Source organism: Aquabacterium sp., from assembly GCF_016195855.1.
Taxonomy (GTDB): Bacteria; Pseudomonadota; Gammaproteobacteria; order Burkholderiales; family Burkholderiaceae_C; genus Aquabacterium.
This window is the reverse complement of the sequence record NZ_JACPYU010000016.1, coordinates 24,657-43,310: the sequence shown is the minus strand read 5'-3', so window position 1 is coordinate 43,310 and position 18,654 is coordinate 24,657. Positions and strand designations below refer to the sequence as shown.

The 18,654-nt window shown below is 65.1% G+C and carries 15 protein-coding genes; 7 read left to right on the top strand and 8 right to left on the bottom strand.

The features are described from left to right. Positions 1-26 precede the first annotated feature (26 nt). The 4 genes from ychF (at position 27) to HY019_RS13565 (ending at position 4,375) form a co-directional block, all read left to right on the top strand. Positions 27-1,121 (top strand): redox-regulated ATPase YchF, encoded by a 1,095-nt coding sequence (ychF, locus tag HY019_RS13580; RefSeq protein ID WP_290692960.1) that lies wholly within the window; start codon positions 27-29, stop codon positions 1,119-1,121. Positions 1,122-1,373: 252 nt separating this feature from the next. Further along, positions 1,374-2,930 (top strand): methyl-accepting chemotaxis protein, encoded by a 1,557-nt coding sequence (locus HY019_RS13575; RefSeq protein ID WP_290692958.1) that lies wholly within the window; start codon positions 1,374-1,376, stop codon positions 2,928-2,930. A gap of 42 nt (positions 2,931-2,972) precedes the next feature. Further along, positions 2,973-3,689, top strand: coding sequence for a hypothetical protein (locus tag HY019_RS13570; RefSeq protein WP_290692956.1), 717 nt, complete (start codon positions 2,973-2,975; stop codon positions 3,687-3,689). Between the two features lie 182 nt (positions 3,690-3,871). After that, positions 3,872-4,375 carry a chemotaxis protein CheW gene (locus HY019_RS13565; RefSeq protein WP_290694184.1) on the top strand — a complete coding sequence of 168 codons (504 nt, stop codon included), beginning with the start codon at positions 3,872-3,874 and terminating at the stop codon, positions 4,373-4,375. Between the two features lie 21 nt (positions 4,376-4,396). On the opposite strand, the gene HY019_RS13560 is transcribed toward HY019_RS13565, so the two are convergent. Next, entirely contained in the window at positions 4,397-7,003 is a 2,607-nt protein-coding gene (locus tag HY019_RS13560) for an FtsX-like permease family protein (protein ID WP_290692954.1), read from the bottom strand. Positions 7,004-7,076: 73 nt separating this feature from the next. Here HY019_RS13560 and HY019_RS13555 point away from each other — a divergent pair, with 73 nt between their 5' ends. Next, the gene (locus HY019_RS13555; RefSeq protein ID WP_290692951.1) at positions 7,077-7,811 is read left to right on the top strand and encodes a YoaK family protein; all 735 of its coding nucleotides are present in this window, start codon (positions 7,077-7,079) and stop codon (positions 7,809-7,811) included. Positions 7,812-7,820: 9 nt separating this feature from the next. Then, on the top strand, positions 7,821-8,681 hold the full coding sequence (locus HY019_RS13550; protein WP_290692949.1) for a class III extradiol ring-cleavage dioxygenase: 861 nt from the start codon (positions 7,821-7,823) through the stop codon (positions 8,679-8,681). Positions 8,682-8,707: 26 nt separating this feature from the next. On the opposite strand, the gene HY019_RS13545 is transcribed toward HY019_RS13550, so the two are convergent. From HY019_RS13545 to HY019_RS13515, 7 genes are all read right to left on the bottom strand, one after another. Then, positions 8,708-9,763: an adenosine deaminase gene (locus tag HY019_RS13545; RefSeq protein WP_290692947.1), complete on the bottom strand. Its 1,056-nt coding sequence runs from the start codon at positions 9,761-9,763 to the stop codon at positions 8,708-8,710. 9 nt (positions 9,764-9,772) lie between these two features. Beyond that, a complete protein-coding gene (locus HY019_RS13540) occupies positions 9,773-10,936 on the bottom strand; it encodes a BMP family ABC transporter substrate-binding protein (RefSeq protein WP_290692945.1) in 1,164 nt (387 codons plus the stop codon). 63 nt (positions 10,937-10,999) lie between these two features. Continuing rightward, complete coding sequence (locus tag HY019_RS13535; protein ID WP_290692943.1) at positions 11,000-11,935, bottom strand: ABC transporter permease; 936 nt, start codon at positions 11,933-11,935, stop codon at positions 11,000-11,002. Further along, positions 11,932-12,993: an ABC transporter permease gene (locus tag HY019_RS13530; RefSeq protein WP_290692941.1), complete on the bottom strand. Its 1,062-nt coding sequence runs from the start codon at positions 12,991-12,993 to the stop codon at positions 11,932-11,934. Before HY019_RS13530 ends, HY019_RS13535 begins: the two co-directional genes overlap by 4 nt. Then, positions 12,980-14,539 carry an ABC transporter ATP-binding protein gene (locus HY019_RS13525; RefSeq protein ID WP_290692939.1) on the bottom strand — a complete coding sequence of 520 codons (1,560 nt, stop codon included), beginning with the start codon at positions 14,537-14,539 and terminating at the stop codon, positions 12,980-12,982. Before HY019_RS13525 ends, HY019_RS13530 begins: the two co-directional genes overlap by 14 nt. Beyond that, positions 14,536-15,900, bottom strand: a complete 1,365-nt coding sequence (gene guaD / locus HY019_RS13520) for a guanine deaminase (protein ID WP_290692937.1) — start codon at positions 15,898-15,900, stop codon at positions 14,536-14,538. The genes HY019_RS13525 and guaD overlap by 4 nt, the downstream gene beginning before the upstream one ends. Before the next feature lie 25 nt (positions 15,901-15,925). Then, positions 15,926-16,930, bottom strand: a complete 1,005-nt coding sequence (locus HY019_RS13515; protein WP_290692935.1) for a LysR family transcriptional regulator — start codon at positions 16,928-16,930, stop codon at positions 15,926-15,928. A gap of 147 nt (positions 16,931-17,077) precedes the next feature. On the opposite strand from HY019_RS13515, the gene xdhA reads away from it, so the two are divergent. Continuing rightward, positions 17,078-18,613: a xanthine dehydrogenase small subunit gene (gene xdhA / locus HY019_RS13510; RefSeq protein WP_290692933.1), complete on the top strand. Its 1,536-nt coding sequence runs from the start codon at positions 17,078-17,080 to the stop codon at positions 18,611-18,613. Positions 18,614-18,654 lie beyond the last annotated feature (41 nt).

The following is an 18,654-nucleotide window of genomic DNA, read 5'->3' as shown; positions in this document are numbered from 1 at the left end:
TCTTTTGTATCCAACCAGGAACATCCATGAGCCTCAAGTGCGGCATCGTGGGTCTGCCCAACGTCGGCAAGTCCACCCTTTTCAACGCTTTGACCAAGGCCGGCATCGCGGCTGAAAACTATCCCTTCTGCACCATCGAGCCCAATGTGGGTGTGGTGGAGGTGCCCGACCCCCGTCTGGCCAAGCTGGCTGAAATCGTCCAGCCCGAGCGCATCCTGCCGGCCATCGTGGAGTTCGTGGACATCGCGGGCCTGGTGGCCGGTGCCTCCAAGGGTGAAGGCCTGGGCAATCAGTTCCTCTCGCACATCCGCGAAACCGACGCCATCGTCAACGTGGTGCGCTGCTTCCAGGACGACAACGTGATCCACGTGGCCGGCAAGGTGGACCCGATCGCCGACATCGAGGTCATCCAGACCGAGCTGTGCCTGGCTGACCTGGGCACCGTGGAAAAGAGCCTGCACCGCTACAACAAGGCTGCCCGCTCCGGCAACGACAAGGAAGCCGCCGCCCTGGTCAAGGTGCTGGAGAAGTGCCAGGCCGCGCTGGACCAGGCCAAGCCCGTGCGCTCGATCGACTTCAGCAAGGAAGAGCTGGCCATTCTCAAGCCGCTGTGCCTGATCACGGCCAAGCCCGCGATGTTCGTGGGCAACGTGTCGGAAACCGGCTTCGAGAACAACCCCTTCCTGGATCGCCTGCGCGAATACGCCGCGGCACAAAAGGGTGAAGTCGTGGCCATCTGCGCCAAGACGGAAGCCGAGCTGGCTGAAATGGAAGACGAAGACCGGGCCATGTTCCTGGCCGAAATGGGCCAGGACGAACCCGGCCTGAACCGCCTCATCCGCGCTGCTTTCAAGTTGCTGGGCTTGCAAACCTACTTCACGGCTGGCGTGAAGGAAGTGCGCGCCTGGACGATCCACGTGGGCGATACCGCCCCTCAAGCAGCCGGCGTGATCCACACCGACTTCGAGAAGGGCTTCATCCGGGCCCAGACCATCGCCTTTGACGACTTCATCCAGTACAAGGGTGAGGCCGGCGCCAAGGATGCGGGCAAGATGCGCGCAGAAGGCAAGGAATACGTGGTCAAGGATGGTGACGTGCTGAACTTCCTGTTCAACGTCTGACCCGGTTCAGGCCGCCCTCCCAAGCCCCGCTCTGCGGGGCTTTTTTGTTTGGGGAGCCGATCGCACGGGGCAGACTGCTTGCCGAGCCCATCGCAGATCCGGACATCCGTCAATTTTTTGCCAGAAGAAAGCCAAAACGCTCAAGACGTGAGCAAAGTCGCCGAAACCCCCCTGAACAAGGCGACTTGGGACCGGGCAACTGCCCCGCTTCATGGCGCCACCACCCTCCAGTTTTGGATTTGGGCCCAGGCCATGAACATGTTTTCCCTGATGCGCGGTTTCACCATCCGATTCCGCATGTACAGCGCCATTGCCGTGGTGCTTTTCCTCCTGATGCTGGTGGGAGGCGTCGGGCTGTATGGCCTGATCCACAACCAGGCAGCGGGCGAGGCGTACCGCAAGGCTTCATTCTCTGAAGTGGGTGAGTTGTCTGGCATGCGCGAAGCCTTGGGGCACATTCGGGTCGAAGAGAAAAACATGCTCCTGCTTGCTGGCGATGCCTCCGCGGTGAACAAGGCTGTCCAGACCTGGCGCGACAACATCAAGACGCTCCGGGACCTCGGCGCCAAGATGCTGGAGGGCGAAGAGGACGAGGACAACGCCATCGTTCGCAAAATGCTGACGCGACTGGACGACTACCAAAAGGCCGTCGAGGCAGAAAGCAGCAACCTGGCTTCTGGCAACCTCAGCAGCCATGACGGCCTGGGCAAACTGGCCTCCGCCACGGCCATGGCAGACCAATTTGATGCGCATCTGGACAGCATCGACGCGATCATGAGCAAGGAGTCTGCGACCGCCGATGAAGAACAACGCCAGACCGTGACCAAAACGGTCGCGCTCTTCGCGGGCGCCGTGATCCTGGCCATCCTGATCGTGGCGCCGCTGACCATCCTCAACCAGATCTGCATCTGCCGCCCGCTGGAAGAAGCGCAGCGCATCTCAGAGGCCATCGCGGCAGGTCATCTGAGCAACCAGGCCGACACCAGTGGCGCCGACGAGCCCGCCCAACTGCTCGCCGCCTTGCTCAGCATGCAGCAATCGCTGCGCGCCATTGTCTCGGACGTTCGCATTTCGGCCGACTCCATTTCGGTGGCCTCCAGCGAGATTGCCAGCGGCAACATGGACTTGTCGTCCCGCACGGAAAACACCGCGTCCAACCTGCAGCAAACGGCCAATTCCATGGAGCACCTCACCGGCACGGTGCGTCACAGCGCAGACTCGGCACTGCAGGCCAATGAACTGGCCCATTCCGCAGCGAGCGCAGCCCACCGTGGCAACAGCATCGTGACGGAAGTCGTCTCCAACATGGACGAGATCGACAGCACCAGCAAGCGCATCAACGACATCATCAGCGTGATCGATGGCATTGCCTTTCAGACCAATATCCTGGCGCTCAATGCCGCCGTGGAAGCCGCCCGTGCAGGTGAGCAGGGTCGTGGGTTTGCCGTGGTGGCCGGCGAAGTGCGCAGCCTGGCGCAACGCAGTGCCACCGCCGCCAAGGAGATCAAGCAACTGATCCTGGCTTCGGGCGCCAAGGTCGAATCGGGTACCCGCCTGGTCCATGACGCCGGTGCAGCCATGGAAGAGATCATCTCCAGCGTGCAGCGCGTGTCGGACATCATTGGCGAGATCACCTCGGCCTCGACCGAGCAGAGCACCGGCATCGCACAGGTCAACCAGTCCGTCGCCGATCTCGATCAGATGACGCAGCAAAATGCCGCGCTGGTGGAACAGTCTGCCGCCGCAGCCGCCAGCCTGAAGGATCAGGCCATGAAGCTGACACAATCGATGGCCATCTTCAAGGTGTGACCAGATCCCCGGCGACCAGGCCACCGCATGCAGACGCCCTACATGACTTTGACTGCGGTGCCACGCCGCTCACGCTTGTTGCCGCCCTTGCTGGCATGCCTGGCCGCCATGACGGCAGGGCATGCCCATGCAGGACGCCCTTTGCTCACGGACGATGCCAGCGTCAACAGCCAGGGCCAATGCCAGCTCGAAGCCTGGGTAGACAGCGCCAGTGACGCACGCAGCCACCACCTGGCGCCCGCCTGCGGCCTGATCGACGGGCTGGAGCTGGGATTCGAGCTGATCAGGGTGTCCCCGAGCGAGGCGCAGCCCCAAGCCAGGGGCGTCGGACTGAAATGGGCACCGGATTGGGCCACCTGGCAAGGCTGGCGCTTCGGGCTGAAGGCCGGCACTGGCAGCGAAAAAGCGGCGGACGGCCATCAATGGCACCAAGCTGTCACCGGCTTCAGCGCCATCGCCAGCTTGCCCCTGGACGAGCAGTGGACCTTGCACCTGAACCTGGGCCGAGAACGCAACAAGCTCAACCAGGTCAGCGCCAACAACTACGGGGCCGCCCTGGCGTGGACCCCACATGAGCGCTGGCTGGTCTTTGCGGAAATCCTGGGCCACAGCAACACCCCCGCCACCCAGGCGGTGGGCCTGCGCTGGTGGCTGCTGCCGGACCAACTCGGGCTGGATGTCACCACCAGCCGCAGCAATGCCACCCCGAACTGCCGGGCCTGGGGCGTCGGCCTGGGCTGGTACGGCCTCACGTTCTGACGGTCAATTTCGGGCTTCAGTTCCATGCGAGCTGACCGATATTGACGCAAGACCAGTCTCCACGGTGTACGCCCCGCTTGGCGCACGACCCTGATCCCCGAAGGACGAGCATGGAAACCCTGCAAGCCGCCCCCCAGACCCAGCCCGCTGCCCGCAGTGACGCCGCCCCCACAGGATTTGGCATGCGCAACAGTGTCAACCGCCAGGTGCGCCACGTGCCCGCCGGCCGTGAATACCTCACGTTCCGCCTGGGTACCGAGGAATACGGCATCGACATCCTGAAGGTGCAGGAAATCCGCTCGTACGAACCGCCCACCAAGATCGCCAACGCCCCCGCTTACCTCAAGGGTGTGGTGAACCTGCGCGGCGTGATCGTGCCCATCGTTGACCTGCGCGTGAAGTTCAACTGCTACAACGAAGACGGCCAGACCGAGATCAACAGCTTCACCGTGGTGATCGTGCTGAACGTCAAGGGCCGCGTGGTGGGCGCCGTGGTCGACTCGGTGAGCGACGTGATGCAGCTGTCAGAGCAGGCCATCCAGCCCGCCCCGGAAATGAGCAATTCGGTGGTGGACACCACTTACATCACCGGCATCGCCAATGTGAGCGACCGCCTGCTGATCCTGATGGACATCGAATCGCTAATGGGCAGCGCCGAGATGGGCCTGATCAACAGCCTGTCTTGATCCGGCCCCAGCCAGGCAAGCTCATTCAGCCTGCCGCAAGGTCAGGGCCACCGGCCTGCTGACCACCCCGCGCAGGCTCCACCACCCGGCCGACCAGGCCAACAGCGCCCCGACGAGGGCTCCGAACAGGGGCCACCACAGGGGCGCTTGCCATTCGAACTCGAACACCTTGGTGGCCAGGCCCCAGCCGATGCCCAGCGCCGCGGCGGCGGACATGGCGCCAGCCAGCGCCCCCAGGCTGAGCAGCTCCACGTTCTGCACGGTGGACAGCAGGCGCTGGCTCGCCCCCATGGCACGCAGCACCGCCCACTCCCGGGCACGCCGCTCGCGCGAGGTCATCAAGCCCGCCATCAGCACGATCAAGCCCGTGGCCAGGGTGAACACGAACAGGAACTCGACGGCCGTGATCACCTGCCCCAGCACACCCTGGATCTGGGCCAGCGTGGCCGAGACGTCAATGACCGTGACATTGGGGTAGCGCTGCACCAAGGTGCGGTCCAGCCTGGCCTGGGGCGGCATTTTGAACGCGGTGATGTAGGTGACCGGCCACTGGGGCATGTCCGCCTTGGGTGCCATCACGAAGAAGTTGACGCGCATGGACGACCAGTCCACCTTGCGCAGGCTGGTGATGCGGCCCTCCTGCAGCACGCCCGCCATGTCAAAGCGCAAGCGATCACCGAGCTTGAGGCCCAAGGTCTTGGCCAACCCCTCCTCCACGCTGAAGGCATCGGCTTCGTCTTTCACATAGCGCCCGGACACCACCGGGTTGTAGGCCGGTGACTGGGCCGCAAAGCTCAGGTTGAACTCGCGATCGACCAGGCGTTGTGCACGGTCCTCGGCGTAATCCTGCATGCGCACGGCCTTGCCATTGATGGCCACAAGGCGGCCCCGCACCATGGGATACCAGTCGAACTGCTTCACACCGGCCTGCCGCAAATCGGCCTGGAAGGCCTCGACCTGATCGGGCTGGATGTTGATCACGAAGCGGTTCGGCGCATCGGGCGGCGTGGCATTGCGCCAGCTGGCCACCAGGTCCGTGCGGATCAGGATCAACAGCATCAGGGCCAGCAAGCCCACGCTCAAGGCACAGACCTGCACCACCGTCTGGATGGGCTGGGCCGTCAGCTGGCGGGTGCCCAGAGTCCACCAGGTGGGCATCTGCCCGACCAGGCGGTCCGCCAGCATCCGCAAGACGGCCACGGCCACCGTACCCAACAAGGCAAAGACCAGCACGGCGCCCACAAAGCCACCCAAGGCGATGCTGCCCATCTTCGCGTCGCGCGCCACCATCATCAGCAAGGCCAGCATGGCCCCACCACCCAAGGCCCACACGGCGCCAGACATGGGACGCAACTGTCCCAGCTCGCGGCGCAGCACACGCAGCGGTGGCACCTGGGTCAACTGCAACACAGGCGGCAGGCCAAAGCCCAGTGTCAGCAGCACCCCGACGGACAGGCCCAGCACAATCGGCTGCCAGCCCGCCGCCGGCAAGGAGACACCCACCAGGTCCGACAAAAGCGCCACGAAGACCAGGTGAAACAACCAGCCCAGCAGCAGACCCAGCACGCTGGCCATCAAGCCAACCAGGGCGAACTGAAAGCCGTAGGACCAGGCCATCACGTGCTGCGGCACGCCCAGCACCCGCAGCAAGGCGCAATCGTCCAGGCGGCGTTGGGCGAAGTCACGCGACACCATGGCCACGGCCACGGCCGAGAGCAAGGCCGCCAGCAAGGCGACCAGGCGCAAAAACAGGCCTGCGCGGTCCAGCGTGGCGCGCATTTCGGGGCGGCCCGTGTCCAGCGTCTCCACCCGCAGGCCGCGCTGCGACTCAGACATCTTGCGGGCGACCTCGACGAACTGCTGCACCTGCTGGCTGCCATCGCCGGGCAGCGGCGCCACGCGGGTGGTGTCGGCGTCGCCCTTGCGTGAAGGGCCTGCAGCCTGCAACCGATAGGTGATGCGGCTGGCAGGCTGGACCAGTTGCGTGCGCGGCAGATCGGCTGCGCGGACCATCACACGCGGCGAGAAAGCGACAAACCCACCACCCCGCTCGGGCTCACTGACGATCACGGCGCCGATGCGAAAACGCGCCTCGCCCAGCCAGAGCTCGTCCCCCACCTTGAGGTTCAGGGCCAGCAGCAGCCCCGGCTCGACCCAGGTTTGCCCGGCGGGCGGGCCGCCTGCAGGCGCCTTGCCACCGGGGTGAACGATGCCATCGGCCCCCATGCGGCCCAGCGTCATCTGGCCCCTCAGGGGGTAATTGGGCGAAACTGCCTTCAAGGCCACCAGCCGGGCTTCCCCGCCCTGCTCGTCCGGTGCACGGGCCATGCTGGCGAAAACCGCCGTCTCGGCCACCCGCAGGCCTTTGGCTGTAGCCTCGGTTTTCAGCGACTCGGGGATGGGCTGGTCGGCCACCACGACGGCATCGGCAGCCAGCAGTTGGGCTGCGTCACGCGTGAGGCCACGCTCGATGCGGTCGGCGAAAAAACCAACAGCCGTCAAGGCTGCGACAGCCAGCACCACGGCCAGTAGCAAGAAGCGCATGCTGCTGGCGCGCAGGTCGCGCCGCGTCTGGAGCAGGGCCCAACGCCAGGCCGGTACGGTCATGCTGCTGGACGAGACATTCATGCGGTTGGACTGAATTGGCACAAAGATTGCGCGATGATGGCAGCTTAAATGGAAGTTCGCTCCACCCACGCACATGCCCGTTGATTACCTCAGGACGCTCACGGCCCCGGAGCGCACCCGCCGAACCAATCTGCACCTGGGGCTTTCGCTGGCTTTCGTGGCTGGCGCCACCAACGCGGGCGGCTTCCTGGCCGTCAAGGAGTACACCTCGCACATGACCGGGGTGGTGTCCAGCATGGCCGATGACCTGGCCCTGGGCCGCCTGGACCTGGTGGTGGATTGGTTCACCTCGCTGCTGGCCTTTTTGCTGGGTGCCGCGACCTCGGCCATCCTGATCAACTGGGCGCGCCGACGCGCCTCGCGCCACGAATACGCCTTGCCCCTGCTGATCGAGGCGACCCTGTTGCTGGCCTTCGGTGTGCTGGGCGCCATGCACCATTACATCGGCACGTCCATGGGCATCACGGTGGCCTTGCTGTGCTACGTGATGGGGCTGCAGAACGCGATGATCACCAAGGTCTCCAACGCGGAGATCCGTACCACGCACGTGACCGGCCTGGTGACGGACATCGGGATCGAGCTGGGCAAGATGCTGTACTGGAACGCCAGCGCCGAAAGCGAGGCGCAGCCCCTGGTGCGCGCCAACAAGGAGCGCCTGCTCGTGCACCTGGGGCTGGTGCTGTCCTTCTTTGTGGGCGGGGTGATTGGCGCGCTGGGTTTCAAGCACGTAGGCTATGTGTCGACCGTCCCCTTGGCCCTCGTGCTGGCATTGCTGGCCTCGGTGCAGTTCCTGCCCCTGCGTCGCTAAACTGGGCGGATGAGCACACCAGCCTCCCTCCCCACCTTGTTCCTGTCGCATGGCTCGCCCATGATCGCGATCGAGCCCGGCGAGGCCGGCTTGTTCATGCAGCGCCTGGGCCCGACGATCGACCGGATCTGGGGCCGCCCGAGCGCCATCGTGATCATGTCGCCGCACACAGCCACGCGCACCCCCTTCGTGCTGGGCGCGGCGCACCACGACACCATCCACGACTTTGGCGGTTTCCCCGAGGCGCTGGACGAGATCTACTACGACGCCCCCGGCGAGCCCGAGCTGGCGCACCAGGTCACCCACCTGCTGGCCGATGCAGGGCTGCTGGCGCAGTTCACGCCACAGGGCGGGCTGGACCACGGTATCTGGACGACGCTGATGCACCTGTACCCGCAGGTGAATGTGCCCGTGGTGCCGGTGTCGCTGACACCGCAAAGCAAGCCTGCAGAGGTGCTGGCCATGGGCCGCCTGCTGCAAGGGCTGGCAGCACAAGGCGTGCTGGTGATCGGCTCAGGCAGCCTCACGCACAACCTGCACCGCTTCTTCAAGCGCCCCACCCCGGTTGATGCCCCGGAAGAAAGCGACTGCGCGGCCTTCAGGGCCTGGGTTCAGGCACGCACCGATGCGGCCGATTGGCCTGCCCTGCTGGACTACCGCGCCCAGGCACCTTTCGCTGTCGAGATGCACCCGACCGACGAGCATTGGCTGCCGTTCTACTTTGCTGCCGGTGCCGCCTGTGTGGGTGAGGCCATGCCGGCCTTGGGCCAGCGCCTGCATGCCAGCGTCACGCACGGGCATCTGGCGATGGATGCCTATGGCTTCGGCCCGGGTGCGGCGCTGCTGGCTGAATCGCTGGCTCAGGCCTGAAACACAGGCCCAGTCAAACGGCTGTCTCAGGCAAAGCGGGCAAACACCGCATCCAGCTGGGCGATCCAGCCTGCCTTGGTGGGCGCATCCACAAAGCTGGCCTCGAAGCTGTTGCGGGCCAGCGTGTAGGCGTCGTCCGCATCCAGATCCAGGTCCGCAAAGGTGGCCAGGAAGTTCTGGTTCATGTAGCCGCCAAAGTAGGCAGGGTCATCCGAGTTGACCGTGGCCTTCAAGCCCAGCTTCAGCAAGGTCTTGAGGTTGTGGTCGGCCATCTTCTTGAACACGCACAGCTTGACGTTGGACAACGGGCAGACCGTCAAGGCCGTGCCCTGCCTGGCCAGGCGCTGCACCAGGGCCGGGTCTTCCACACAGCGCACCCCATGGTCGATGCGCTCCACATGCAGCACATCCAGCGCGCTGATGATGTAGGCGGGTGGCCCCTCTTCGCCAGCATGGGCCACGAGGTGCAGGCCCAGTTCCTTGCACTTGGCAAAGACGCGTGCGAATTTTTCAGGTGGGTGACCGCGCTCGCTGGAGTCCAGCCCCACACCGATGAAATGCTGCTTGAAAGGCAAGGCCTCTTTCAGCGTCTGGAGGGCGGCTTCTTCAGACAGGTGCCGCAGGAAACACATGATCAGCGACGCGCTGACACCCAACTCCGCCTTGGCCTTGTCGCAGGCGCTTTTCAGGCCCTTGATCACGACCTCGAAGGGCACGCCACGATCGGTGTGCGTCTGCGGGTCGAAGAACATCTCCGTGTGGACCACGTTGTCGGCCTTGGCCTTGAGCAGGTAAGCCCAGGCCATGTCGTGGAAGTCCTGCTCCTTGAGCAGCACCGAGGCGCCCGCGTAGTAGATGTCCAGAAAGCTCTGGAGATCGGTGAACGCGTACGCCGCACGCAAGGCCTCGACGCTGGGGTAGCTCAAGGCCACCCCATTGCGCTGGGCCAGGGCAAAGATCAACTCGGGCTCCAGCGAGCCCTCGATGTGCATGTGCAACTCGGCCTTGGGCATGGCCTGCACGAGGGCAGGCAGCTTGTCCCTGGAGATGGCCAAACGGCTTGAGGTCAGGGTTGAGGTCATCTGGTGTGCTTACTTGCTGGACGGCACCGCGCCATCCACGCCCTTGACATAGAAGTTGATGCCGCCCAGGAACTTGTCATCCGCCACGGCGTCCTTGGCCAAGGCTTCCTTGCCGTCCTGGCCCAGAATGGGGCCCTTCCAGATCACAAAGCTGCCATCCTTGAGGCCGGCCTTGACGGTGTCGACCTTGGCCTTGAGCTCAGCGGGCACCTTGTCGGAAATGGCCACGATGTCGATCGCGCCCTCCTTCACACCCCACCACACGCCACCGGTCTGCCAGGTGCCTTCCAGCACATCCTTGGTGGCCTTGATGTAGTACGGGCCCCAGTTGATCACGCTGGATGCCAGGTGCGCCTTGGGCCCGAACTGGGTCATGTCCGAATCCCAGCCAAAGGCGTACTTGCCCGCCTTCTCGGCGGTCTGCAGCACGGCCGGCGAGTCGGTGTTCTGGAACAGCACGTCCGCGCCCTGGTTGATCAGGCTCTGCGCGCCTTCGGTTTCCTTGGGAGGATCAAACCAGGCGTTCACCCACACGACCTTGGTCTTGATCTTGGGGTTGACGCTTTGCGCGCCCAGGGTGAACGAGTTGATGTTGCGGATCACCTCGGGGATGGGGATGGAGCCCACCACGCCCAGCACGCCCGACTTGCTCATGCCGCCTGCGATCACGCCGGCCATGTAGGCACCCTCGTAGGTGCGCGAGTCGTAGGTGCGCATATTGGGCGCGGTCTTGTAGCCGGTGGCGTGCTCGAACTTCACGTCCTTGCTGTCGGCCGCGACCTTGAGCATGGGCTCCATGTAGCCGAAGGTGGTGCCGAAGATCAGGGTGTTGCCCTGGCCCACCAGGTCGCGGATCACGCGCTCGGCTTCGGGGCCCTCAGGCACCTTCTCGACAAAGGTGGTCTTGACCTTGTCACCGAATTCTTTTTCAACCGCAAGGCGGCCGGCGTTGTGGGCGTAGGTCCAGCCTGCGTCACCCACAGGGCCGACATAGGCGAAGGCGATCTTCAGGGGGCCCGCGGGCGCAGCGGCGGCAGCCGCAGAGGCGCCAGAAGCAGCCTCGGGGGCGGCGGCGGCGTCTTTCTTGCCGCATCCGACCAGGCTAGCCGATGCGGCCAATGTGGCCAGGCCAGCCAACTTCAACAAAGAACGCTTGGACATCGGTGAAGTCATGTCATCTCCAGGGTTGAAAACAAGTCTGGACCGCAGCAATGATCATGCCGCGATCATGCCAACTCAGGCGCCCGGATGGAAGGGCTTGCCCAAGGAAGCAGGCATGTTGATGCGAATCCACGTCGGATTGCGCGAGATCAGGACGAGGACCACGATGGTCGACAGATAAGGCAACATCGTCAACCACTGGCTGGGGATCTGAACCCCCTGCCCTTGCAACTGAAACTGCAGCATGGTGACACCGCCAAACAGGTAGGCGCCCAGCAGCACGCGCGCTGGCCGCCAGGTGGCGAAGGTGGTCAGGGCCAGGGCGATCCAGCCCTTGCCCGCCACCATGCCTTCCACCCACAAGGGCGTGTACACCAGCGAGATGTAAGCCCCTGCCAGGCCGCACAGCGCGCCACCCGCCATCACGGCCATCAGCCGGATGCGACGCACCGGGTAGCCCAGCGCATGCGCCGACTCGGGCGACTCACCCACGGCGCGCAGCACCAGTCCAGATCGCGACTTCAACAAGAACCAGCTCAGCGCGATGGTGAGCGCCACGGCCAGGTAGACAAAGGGGTGATGCCGGAACAGGGCCGGGCCCACAAAAGGCAGATCAGCCAGGAAGGGAATGTCGAAGTGCGCGCGCTCGGGCAGGCGCTGCTGGGTGTACTGGATACCGGCAAACGCGCTCAAGCCCGCGCCAAAGAGGCTGAGCGCCAGCCCGCTGGCGTACTGGTTGGTGTTGAGCCAGATGACCAGCACACCGAACACGGCAGCCATGGCAGCACCCGCCAGCGCGCCAGCCACGAAAGCCAGGGTGTCACTGCCGGTCTGCACGCCGGTGGCATAACCGGCAATGGCGGCCACCAGCATCATGCCCTCGGCGCCGAGGTTGAGCACACCGGCACGCTCGTTGATGAGCAGGCCCAGCGCGGCCAGGGCCACCACCGTGCCGGCGTTGAGGGTGGCGGCGATCAGCAGCGCCAGGGAATCAGCGGTCAGTCCGGTCATTTGGCAGCCACCCAGCGCAGGCGTTGATGGATGAAGGTGTCACAGGCCAGCAAGGCAAACAGCAACAAGCCCTGGAAGACGCCGGTCAGGGCCTTGGGCAGCCCCAGGCGTGACTGGGCCAGCTCGCCACCGATGTAGAACATGCTCATCAACACCGCCGAGAACACGATGCCGACAGGGTGCAGGCGCCCGACAAAGGCCACGATGATGGCGCCAAAACCGTAGCCCATGGGGATGTAGGGCGTGAGCTGCCCTTGCGGCCCGGCCGCGTCCAGCCCCCCCGCCAGGCCAGCCATGGCGCCCGACAGCAGCAAGGCCGTCCACAAGGCCCGCCGTGATGAGAAACCGGCGTAGCGGGCCGCCGCAGGGGCCAACCCACCCACCTGCAGCTGAAAGCCTGCATAGGTGCGCGCCATGAACACCGTCAACACCAGCACCGCCACCGCGGCAATGCCCACGCCCACGTTCATGCGCAAGCCGCTGACGAGCTTGGGCACCCGTGTCACGTCCAGAAAGGTGATGGTCTGGGGGAAGTTGTAGCCGGCTGGGTCCTTCCAGGGGCCGTAAACCAGGTAGCTCAACACCATCTCGGCCACATAGACCAGCATCAGGCTGACGAGGATCTCGCTGGCATTGAAGCGGTCACGCAGCAAGGCGACGATGGCCGCCCACAACATGCCGCCCAGCGCCCCGGCCAGCAAGACCAGCACCCAGATCCAGCTGGCGCTGTCCGGACTTGCCCGCATGGCCACGCCGCCCGCGAACACCGCCCCCATGACGAACTGCCCCTCTGCCCCGATGTTCCAGATATTGGCCTTGAAGCACACTGCCAGCCCCAGCCCGATCAGGATCAGCGGCGTGGCCTTGACGCTCAGCTCGGACAAGGCATAGCTGCTCTTGAGGGGCTCGACAAGAAACATCTGCAGGCCGGCCAGCGGGTCCTTGCCCAGTGCGAGGAACAGCAGCACGCCGATGCAGACGGTGATGGCCAGCGCCACCAGCGGCGACGCCAGCATCAAGGTGGTCGATGGTGTGGCGCGCGGCTCAAGCTTGAACATGCCCGCCCTCCTGGCCCGTTGCCGCGTGGTGGCCCTCATGGTGCCCCTCGTGGTGCCCCCACAGGCCGCTCATCCACACCCCCAGTTGCTCGACGGTGGCATCGGCAGTGGCCAGGCTGGGCGACAAGCGCCCTTGCGCCATCACCGTCAGGCGGTCGCATACTTCAAACAACTCGTCCAACTCCTCGCTGACAACCAGGATGGCGCAACCGGCATCCCGCAGCTTGATCAACTCGCCACGGATCTGGGCCGCGGCACCGACGTCCACACCCCAGGTCGGCTGGGACACCAGCAGGACACGCGGCTCGGCATCGATCTCGCGACCCATGATGAACTTCTGCAGGTTGCCGCCCGACAGGCTCCGTGCCATGGCCTGAGGGCCGGCCGCCCTGACCTTGAAGCGCTCGATCAACTCGCTGGTCATATCCCACACGCCGGCCATGCGCAACCAGCCGCCAGGGCCGATCGCGTCCATCCGCGTGAGCAAGGTGTTATGCGCCAGGGACATGGTGGGCACCGCGCCGCGCCCCAGACGCTCCTCGGGCACGCTGTTGAGCCCCAGGTGACGGCGCTTCATGGGCGAGGCCCGGCTGATGTCATGGCCAAACAGGGTGACGCTGCCAGGCGCGCCGCGCGGGTCCTCGCCGCTGAGCACCGCCATCAAGGCCTGCTGCCCATTGCCCGACACGCCAGCGATGCCCAGGATCTCGCCCGCGCACAAGGCGAAGTTGACGTCCTGGAGGCTGACACCAAAGGGGTCGTCACTGGCCACGCTCAAGCCCTTGACGGCCAGCGCCACCTCGCCCAGCACGGGCGCCTGCCGGTTCAACTCGACGGGCTCGGCGCCGATCATCAAACGCGACAGGCTGGCATTGCTCTCCTGACGCGGGTCCACCTCGCCGGTGACCTTGCCACCGCGCATCACCGTGCAGTGGTGGCACAAGGCCCGGATCTCGTCGAGCTTGTGGCTGATGTAGAGGATGGCGCAGCCGCGATCGGCCAGTTGGCGCAGGGTGGCAAACAGCTTGTCGACCGCCTGGGGGATCAGCACCGAGGTGGGTTCGTCCAGGATCAGCAGTTGCGGGTTGGTCATGAGCGCCCGCACGATCTCGATGCGCTGGCGTTCGCCCACGGTCAGCGAGTGCACATGCCGGTCCGGGTCGACCTCCAGCCCGTATTCGCCGGACACCTGGCGGATGCGTTGGGTGACCTCGGCCAGGCTGAGCGACTTGTCCAGCCCCAGCCACACGTTCTCGGCCGCGGTGAGGGTGTCGAACAGCGAGAAGTGCTGGAACACCATGCTGATGCCCAGCGCGCGCGCCTCCTGGGGCGACTTCACATGCACGGGCTGGCCGTTGAAAAAGACCTCGCCGGCATCGGGCTTGACCGAGCCGAAGATGATCTTCATGAGGGTGGACTTGCCCGCCCCGTTTTCGCCCAGCACCGCGTGGATCTCGCCGGGCTGAACCTTCAGGCTCACCCCGTCATTGGCGCGCACGCCGGGGTACTGCTTGGTGATGCCGCGCAATTCAAGACGAAGGCTCATGCTGCGGCCCGTGTTTTGTATACAGTTTGACCAGCAATCAGCGTGCCCACCAGGTTGCGCTCGTCCCCCAGGGTCATCCAGACAAACAGGCGCTCGTGCAAATCACCACTGGCCTGCGCCAGTTGATCGCGGTGCGCCGCCACATCGCTCACGGCCCAGTCCCAGATGGCCAGGTCGGCCATGCAGCCGGGTTCGACCCGGCCTATCTCATCGGCCAGCCCGAGGTGACGCGCGGCGCCCAGGGTGGCTGTGTACAGCGCCTTCCAGGCCGTCAGGCGCGTGCCCTGCAGGGCCTGGATCTTGTAGGCATCGGCCATGTTGCGCAGCATGGACAGGCTGGTGCCACCGCCCACGTCGCTGGCCAGGCTCACGTTGACGCCCTCGCGCTGAGCCTGGGCCCAGTCGAACAGGCCGCTGCCCAGGAAGAGATTGGACGAGGGGCTGTGGGCGATCTGTGCACCCCGTTCGCGCAACACGGCGCGGTCCTTGTCATCGAGCCATATGCCATGCGCCAACACGGCACGCGGGCCGATCAGGCCATCGCGGTCGTAAACGTCCAGGTAGCTGCGGGCATCCGGGAAGAGCGAGGCCACCCAGCGCACCTCGTCCTGGTTTTCAGCCACGTGGGTCTGCATATAGGTGCCGGCGTAGGTCTGGCACAACTGCCCGGCCATCATCAACTGCTCGGGTGTGCTGGTGGGCGCGAAGCGAACGGTCACGGCAAATGCCTGTCGGCCCTTGCCGTGCCAGCGGTCGATCAGGTCCACGCAATCGCGCTCGGCTTGGGCCACGTCGTCACGCAAGCCTTCGGGGGCGTGCCGGTTCATCAGCACCTTGCCGGTGACCAGGCGCATCGCGTTGGCATCTGCCTCTTCAAACAAGGCCTCGGCGCTCACCTTGTGCACGGTGGGGAAGACCACGGCTGTGGTGGTGCCATGGGCCCACAGCGCCTTGAGGAAGCGCCGGGCACCGTCTTTCGACACGGCAGGATCGGCGTAGCGCCGCTCGGCCGGGAAGGTATAGGTGTTGAGCCAGTCCAGCAAAGCGGTGCCGAAGCTGGCGATCACGTCGAGCTGGGGGCAATGCACATGGGTGTCGATGAAGCCCGGCATGATCAGGCGGCCGCGGTGATCTTGCACCGGCGCTTCCTGCCAGTCGGCCGCCAAGGCCTTGCCGCGTGGCTGAACAGCCAGCACCCGCCCGCCCTCGATCAACACGGCGTGGTCAGGGCGCCAGCGCATGCCTTTCGCCTCTTTGGGCGACGCAAAACCTGGGTCGTCGCTGAAGTCCAGCACATCGCCCCACAAGACCAGGCGCTCGACTGAAGCTGGTGGGGGCAGGTCAGATCCGGCAGGGGTCATGGGGTGTAGCTGTCAGGTGGGGCAGTCAACTGGCGCTGCGCACAGGCAAGGCCTGCGCACGCGTGGGTGGGCGAACGAGTTGCAGACCGCGCACAACGTCACGCACCTGCTCGCGCAGCCAGCGGCTGGCCGCAGAGTGATGCGTCAGGTCATGCCAGAGCTGATAGTAGTTCATCGGCGGGAAGGACACCGGGCAACGCACGATCTTGACGTTCAACTGTTGCGCATAACGCTCGCAGAAACGCCGCCCGGTGGTGAGCACCAGCAAGGAACCGGCCACCATGTAAGGCAGCTGTGCAAAGTGCGGGTTGCGCACGACGATGTTGCGGCGCAGACCTTGTGCAGCCAGATGCTCGTCAATGATGCCCAGCGCACCGGGGTGCAAGGCCGGCGGCGCCACGTGCTCGCACGCCAGGTACTGGTCAACCGACCACGCCCGCTTGCCTTCTTTCGGGAGCCGCGCAGCGGGGTGGTCTTCGGACACCAGGCACACGACTTCGTCGCTGAGCAGGCGCCCCAGATGCAACTCGTCGGAAGGCTCCAGCCAGTTGCCGACAACCAGATCGACCTCGCCCCGCGCCAGGCTGCGGCGGTAGTCCAGATCGGCCGACAGTTGCACCACCTCCACGCGCACATGGGGCGCCAGGCGCCTCAGGCGCAATGTCAGCTCGGGCAGAAAGAAGGGGTCGAGATAGTCGGTGGCGGCCAGCCGGAAGGTCAGGTTGGTGGTGGCGGGGTCGAACTCGCGCACCGAGCTCGTGTGGCCGAACATGCTCTGCGCGTGCTGCAAGATGGCCGCCGCAGGCTCCAGCAGGCTGAGCGCCACATCGGTGGGCGCCATGGCCTGCCCGCATCGCACCAGCAAAGGGTCGCCCGTCAACTCGCGCAGGCGCTTGAGTTGAGAGCTGACGGCCGGTTGGCTTGATTGCAGGCGTATGGCCGCCCGCGAGACACTGCATTCAGTGATCACGGTGTGCAAGACACGTATCAGGGAGAGGTCGATCTTCTCGAAAAGTGCGCTCTTGCTCATACACCAACTCTGATAATGCTTATTAGCAAAATGGTATGGCCAGACTCTACACTGGCGATACCCTCTTCGTGGTGAGTGGCAGCGCAGGCACGGGCTTTGCGGACACTTTCACCGGACGTGAAACCACTTGTTGAAGGAGCCTTGCGCATGAGCACCGCCGCCCCCCGCCCGATCCGCTTCGTGCATCAGGGGCAGATACAGGAAGTCAAGGACCTGCCCCCCACCACCACGGTGCTGCAATGGCTGCGTGAACAGGCGCATTGCACAGGCACCAAAGAGGGCTGCGCCGAGGGCGACTGTGGTGCCTGCACCGTCGTGGTGGGTGAATCTGACCCCGATACGGGTGCATGGCGTCAAAAGACCGTCAATGCCTGCATCCAGTTCCTGCCCACGCTGGACGGCAAGGCCCTGGTTACAGTGGAGGATCTGCAGCCAGCCGGCAGCGACCAACTGCACCCCTGCCAGCAAGCCATGGTGGACTGCCATGGTTCGCAGTGCGGCTTTTGCACACCGGGCTTCGTGATGTCCTTGTGGGACGTCTACCAGCAACACGAGCAGGCCCCGAGCCGCACAGACCTGGCCGACGCGCTGTCAGGCAATCTGTGCCGCTGCACGGGCTACCGGCCCATCCTGGATGCGGGGCAGAAGATGTACGAGGCACCGCGCGAAGTGTTTTCGACCAGCGCATTGCTGTCGCAGTTGAACAGCCTGAACGCAGCCTCACCGTCAGGCCTTGTGTACGAAGGCCCGTCTTGCACCGACAGCGCCCAACGCAGCCGGTTCTTTGCGCCCCGCAGCTTGGCCGAGCTGGCTGCACTGCGCCAGGCCATGCCCGAAGCCCGCCTGCTGGCCGGCAGCACCGACATCGGTCTGTGGGTCAACAAGCAGTTCAAGGCGCTGGGCGACATCATCTATCTGGGCAATGTGGCTGAGTTGCAGGCCATCACGGCAACAGCGGCACAAAGTGATCAGCCCGCCACGCTGGACATCGGTGCCGCGGTCACGCTGGAGCAGGCCTGGCAGACGCTGGCCACGCACATGCCGGCGCTGCGCGAGATCTGGCTGCGCTTTGCCTCGCCACCTGTGCGCAACGCCGGCACGCTGGTAGGCAACCTCGCCAACGGCTCACCCATCGGCGACAGCGCGCCCATCCTGCTTGCGCTGGATGCCACCCTGATCCTGCGCCAAGGCCAGGCCACGCGCCAGCTGCCTTTGTCCTCCTTCTACCTGGACTACATGAAGAACACCCTGCTGGCCGGCGAGTTCATCCAGTCCGTGCAAGTCCCCTTGATCGGCGTCCAGGATGCCGGCGTGCTGCGCGCCTACAAGATCTCCAAACGCCGTGACAGCGACATCTCGGCTGTGTGCGCAGGCTTGTACATCGAACTCGATGGCGACCGCATCACCGCAGCGCGCCTGGCCTGGGGTGGCATGGCGGCCACAGCGCGTCGGGCCAGCCAGGCCGAAGCCGCCTTGGTCGGTCAAGACTGGACCGAGGCCACCTTGCGCCAGGCCCAGGCCGCACTGGCCCGGGACTTCCAGCCCATGACCGACCTGCGCGCCACCCGTGACTACCGCATCAAGGTGGCGGCCAACCTGCTGGAACGCTTCTGGCTTGAAACCAGGCCGACCCATCCCTTGCGACCCCAGGACGTGCAGGTGTGGCCCGCGGCTGCCGCATGAACACGAACACGCGACATGAACACCCGGCATGACGTATCGAA

Bases quoted from the DNA above. Each gene is read 5' to 3' on its own strand.
- ychF (WP_290692960.1), top strand. From the start codon at position 27: ATGAGCCTCAAGTGCGGCATCGTGGGTCTGCCCAACGTCGGCAAGTCC.
- HY019_RS13575 (WP_290692958.1), top strand. From the start codon at position 1,374: ATGAACATGTTTTCCCTGATGCGCGGTTTCACCATCCGATTCCGCATG.
- HY019_RS13570 (WP_290692956.1), top strand. From the start codon at position 2,973: ATGACTTTGACTGCGGTGCCACGCCGCTCACGCTTGTTGCCGCCCTTG.
- HY019_RS13565 (WP_290694184.1), top strand. From the start codon at position 3,872: ATGCGCAACAGTGTCAACCGCCAGGTGCGCCACGTGCCCGCCGGCCGT.
- HY019_RS13560 (WP_290692954.1), bottom strand. From the start codon at position 7,003: ATGAATGTCTCGTCCAGCAGCATGACCGTACCGGCCTGGCGTTGGGCC.
- HY019_RS13555 (WP_290692951.1), top strand. From the start codon at position 7,077: ATGCCCGTTGATTACCTCAGGACGCTCACGGCCCCGGAGCGCACCCGC.
- HY019_RS13550 (WP_290692949.1), top strand. From the start codon at position 7,821: ATGAGCACACCAGCCTCCCTCCCCACCTTGTTCCTGTCGCATGGCTCG.
- HY019_RS13545 (WP_290692947.1), bottom strand. From the start codon at position 9,763: ATGACCTCAACCCTGACCTCAAGCCGTTTGGCCATCTCCAGGGACAAG.
- HY019_RS13540 (WP_290692945.1), bottom strand. From the start codon at position 10,936: ATGACTTCACCGATGTCCAAGCGTTCTTTGTTGAAGTTGGCTGGCCTG.
- HY019_RS13535 (WP_290692943.1), bottom strand. From the start codon at position 11,935: ATGACCGGACTGACCGCTGATTCCCTGGCGCTGCTGATCGCCGCCACC.
- HY019_RS13530 (WP_290692941.1), bottom strand. From the start codon at position 12,993: ATGTTCAAGCTTGAGCCGCGCGCCACACCATCGACCACCTTGATGCTG.
- HY019_RS13525 (WP_290692939.1), bottom strand. From the start codon at position 14,539: ATGAGCCTTCGTCTTGAATTGCGCGGCATCACCAAGCAGTACCCCGGC.
- guaD (WP_290692937.1), bottom strand. From the start codon at position 15,900: ATGACCCCTGCCGGATCTGACCTGCCCCCACCAGCTTCAGTCGAGCGC.
- HY019_RS13515 (WP_290692935.1), bottom strand. From the start codon at position 16,930: ATGAGCAAGAGCGCACTTTTCGAGAAGATCGACCTCTCCCTGATACGT.
- xdhA (WP_290692933.1), top strand. From the start codon at position 17,078: ATGAGCACCGCCGCCCCCCGCCCGATCCGCTTCGTGCATCAGGGGCAG.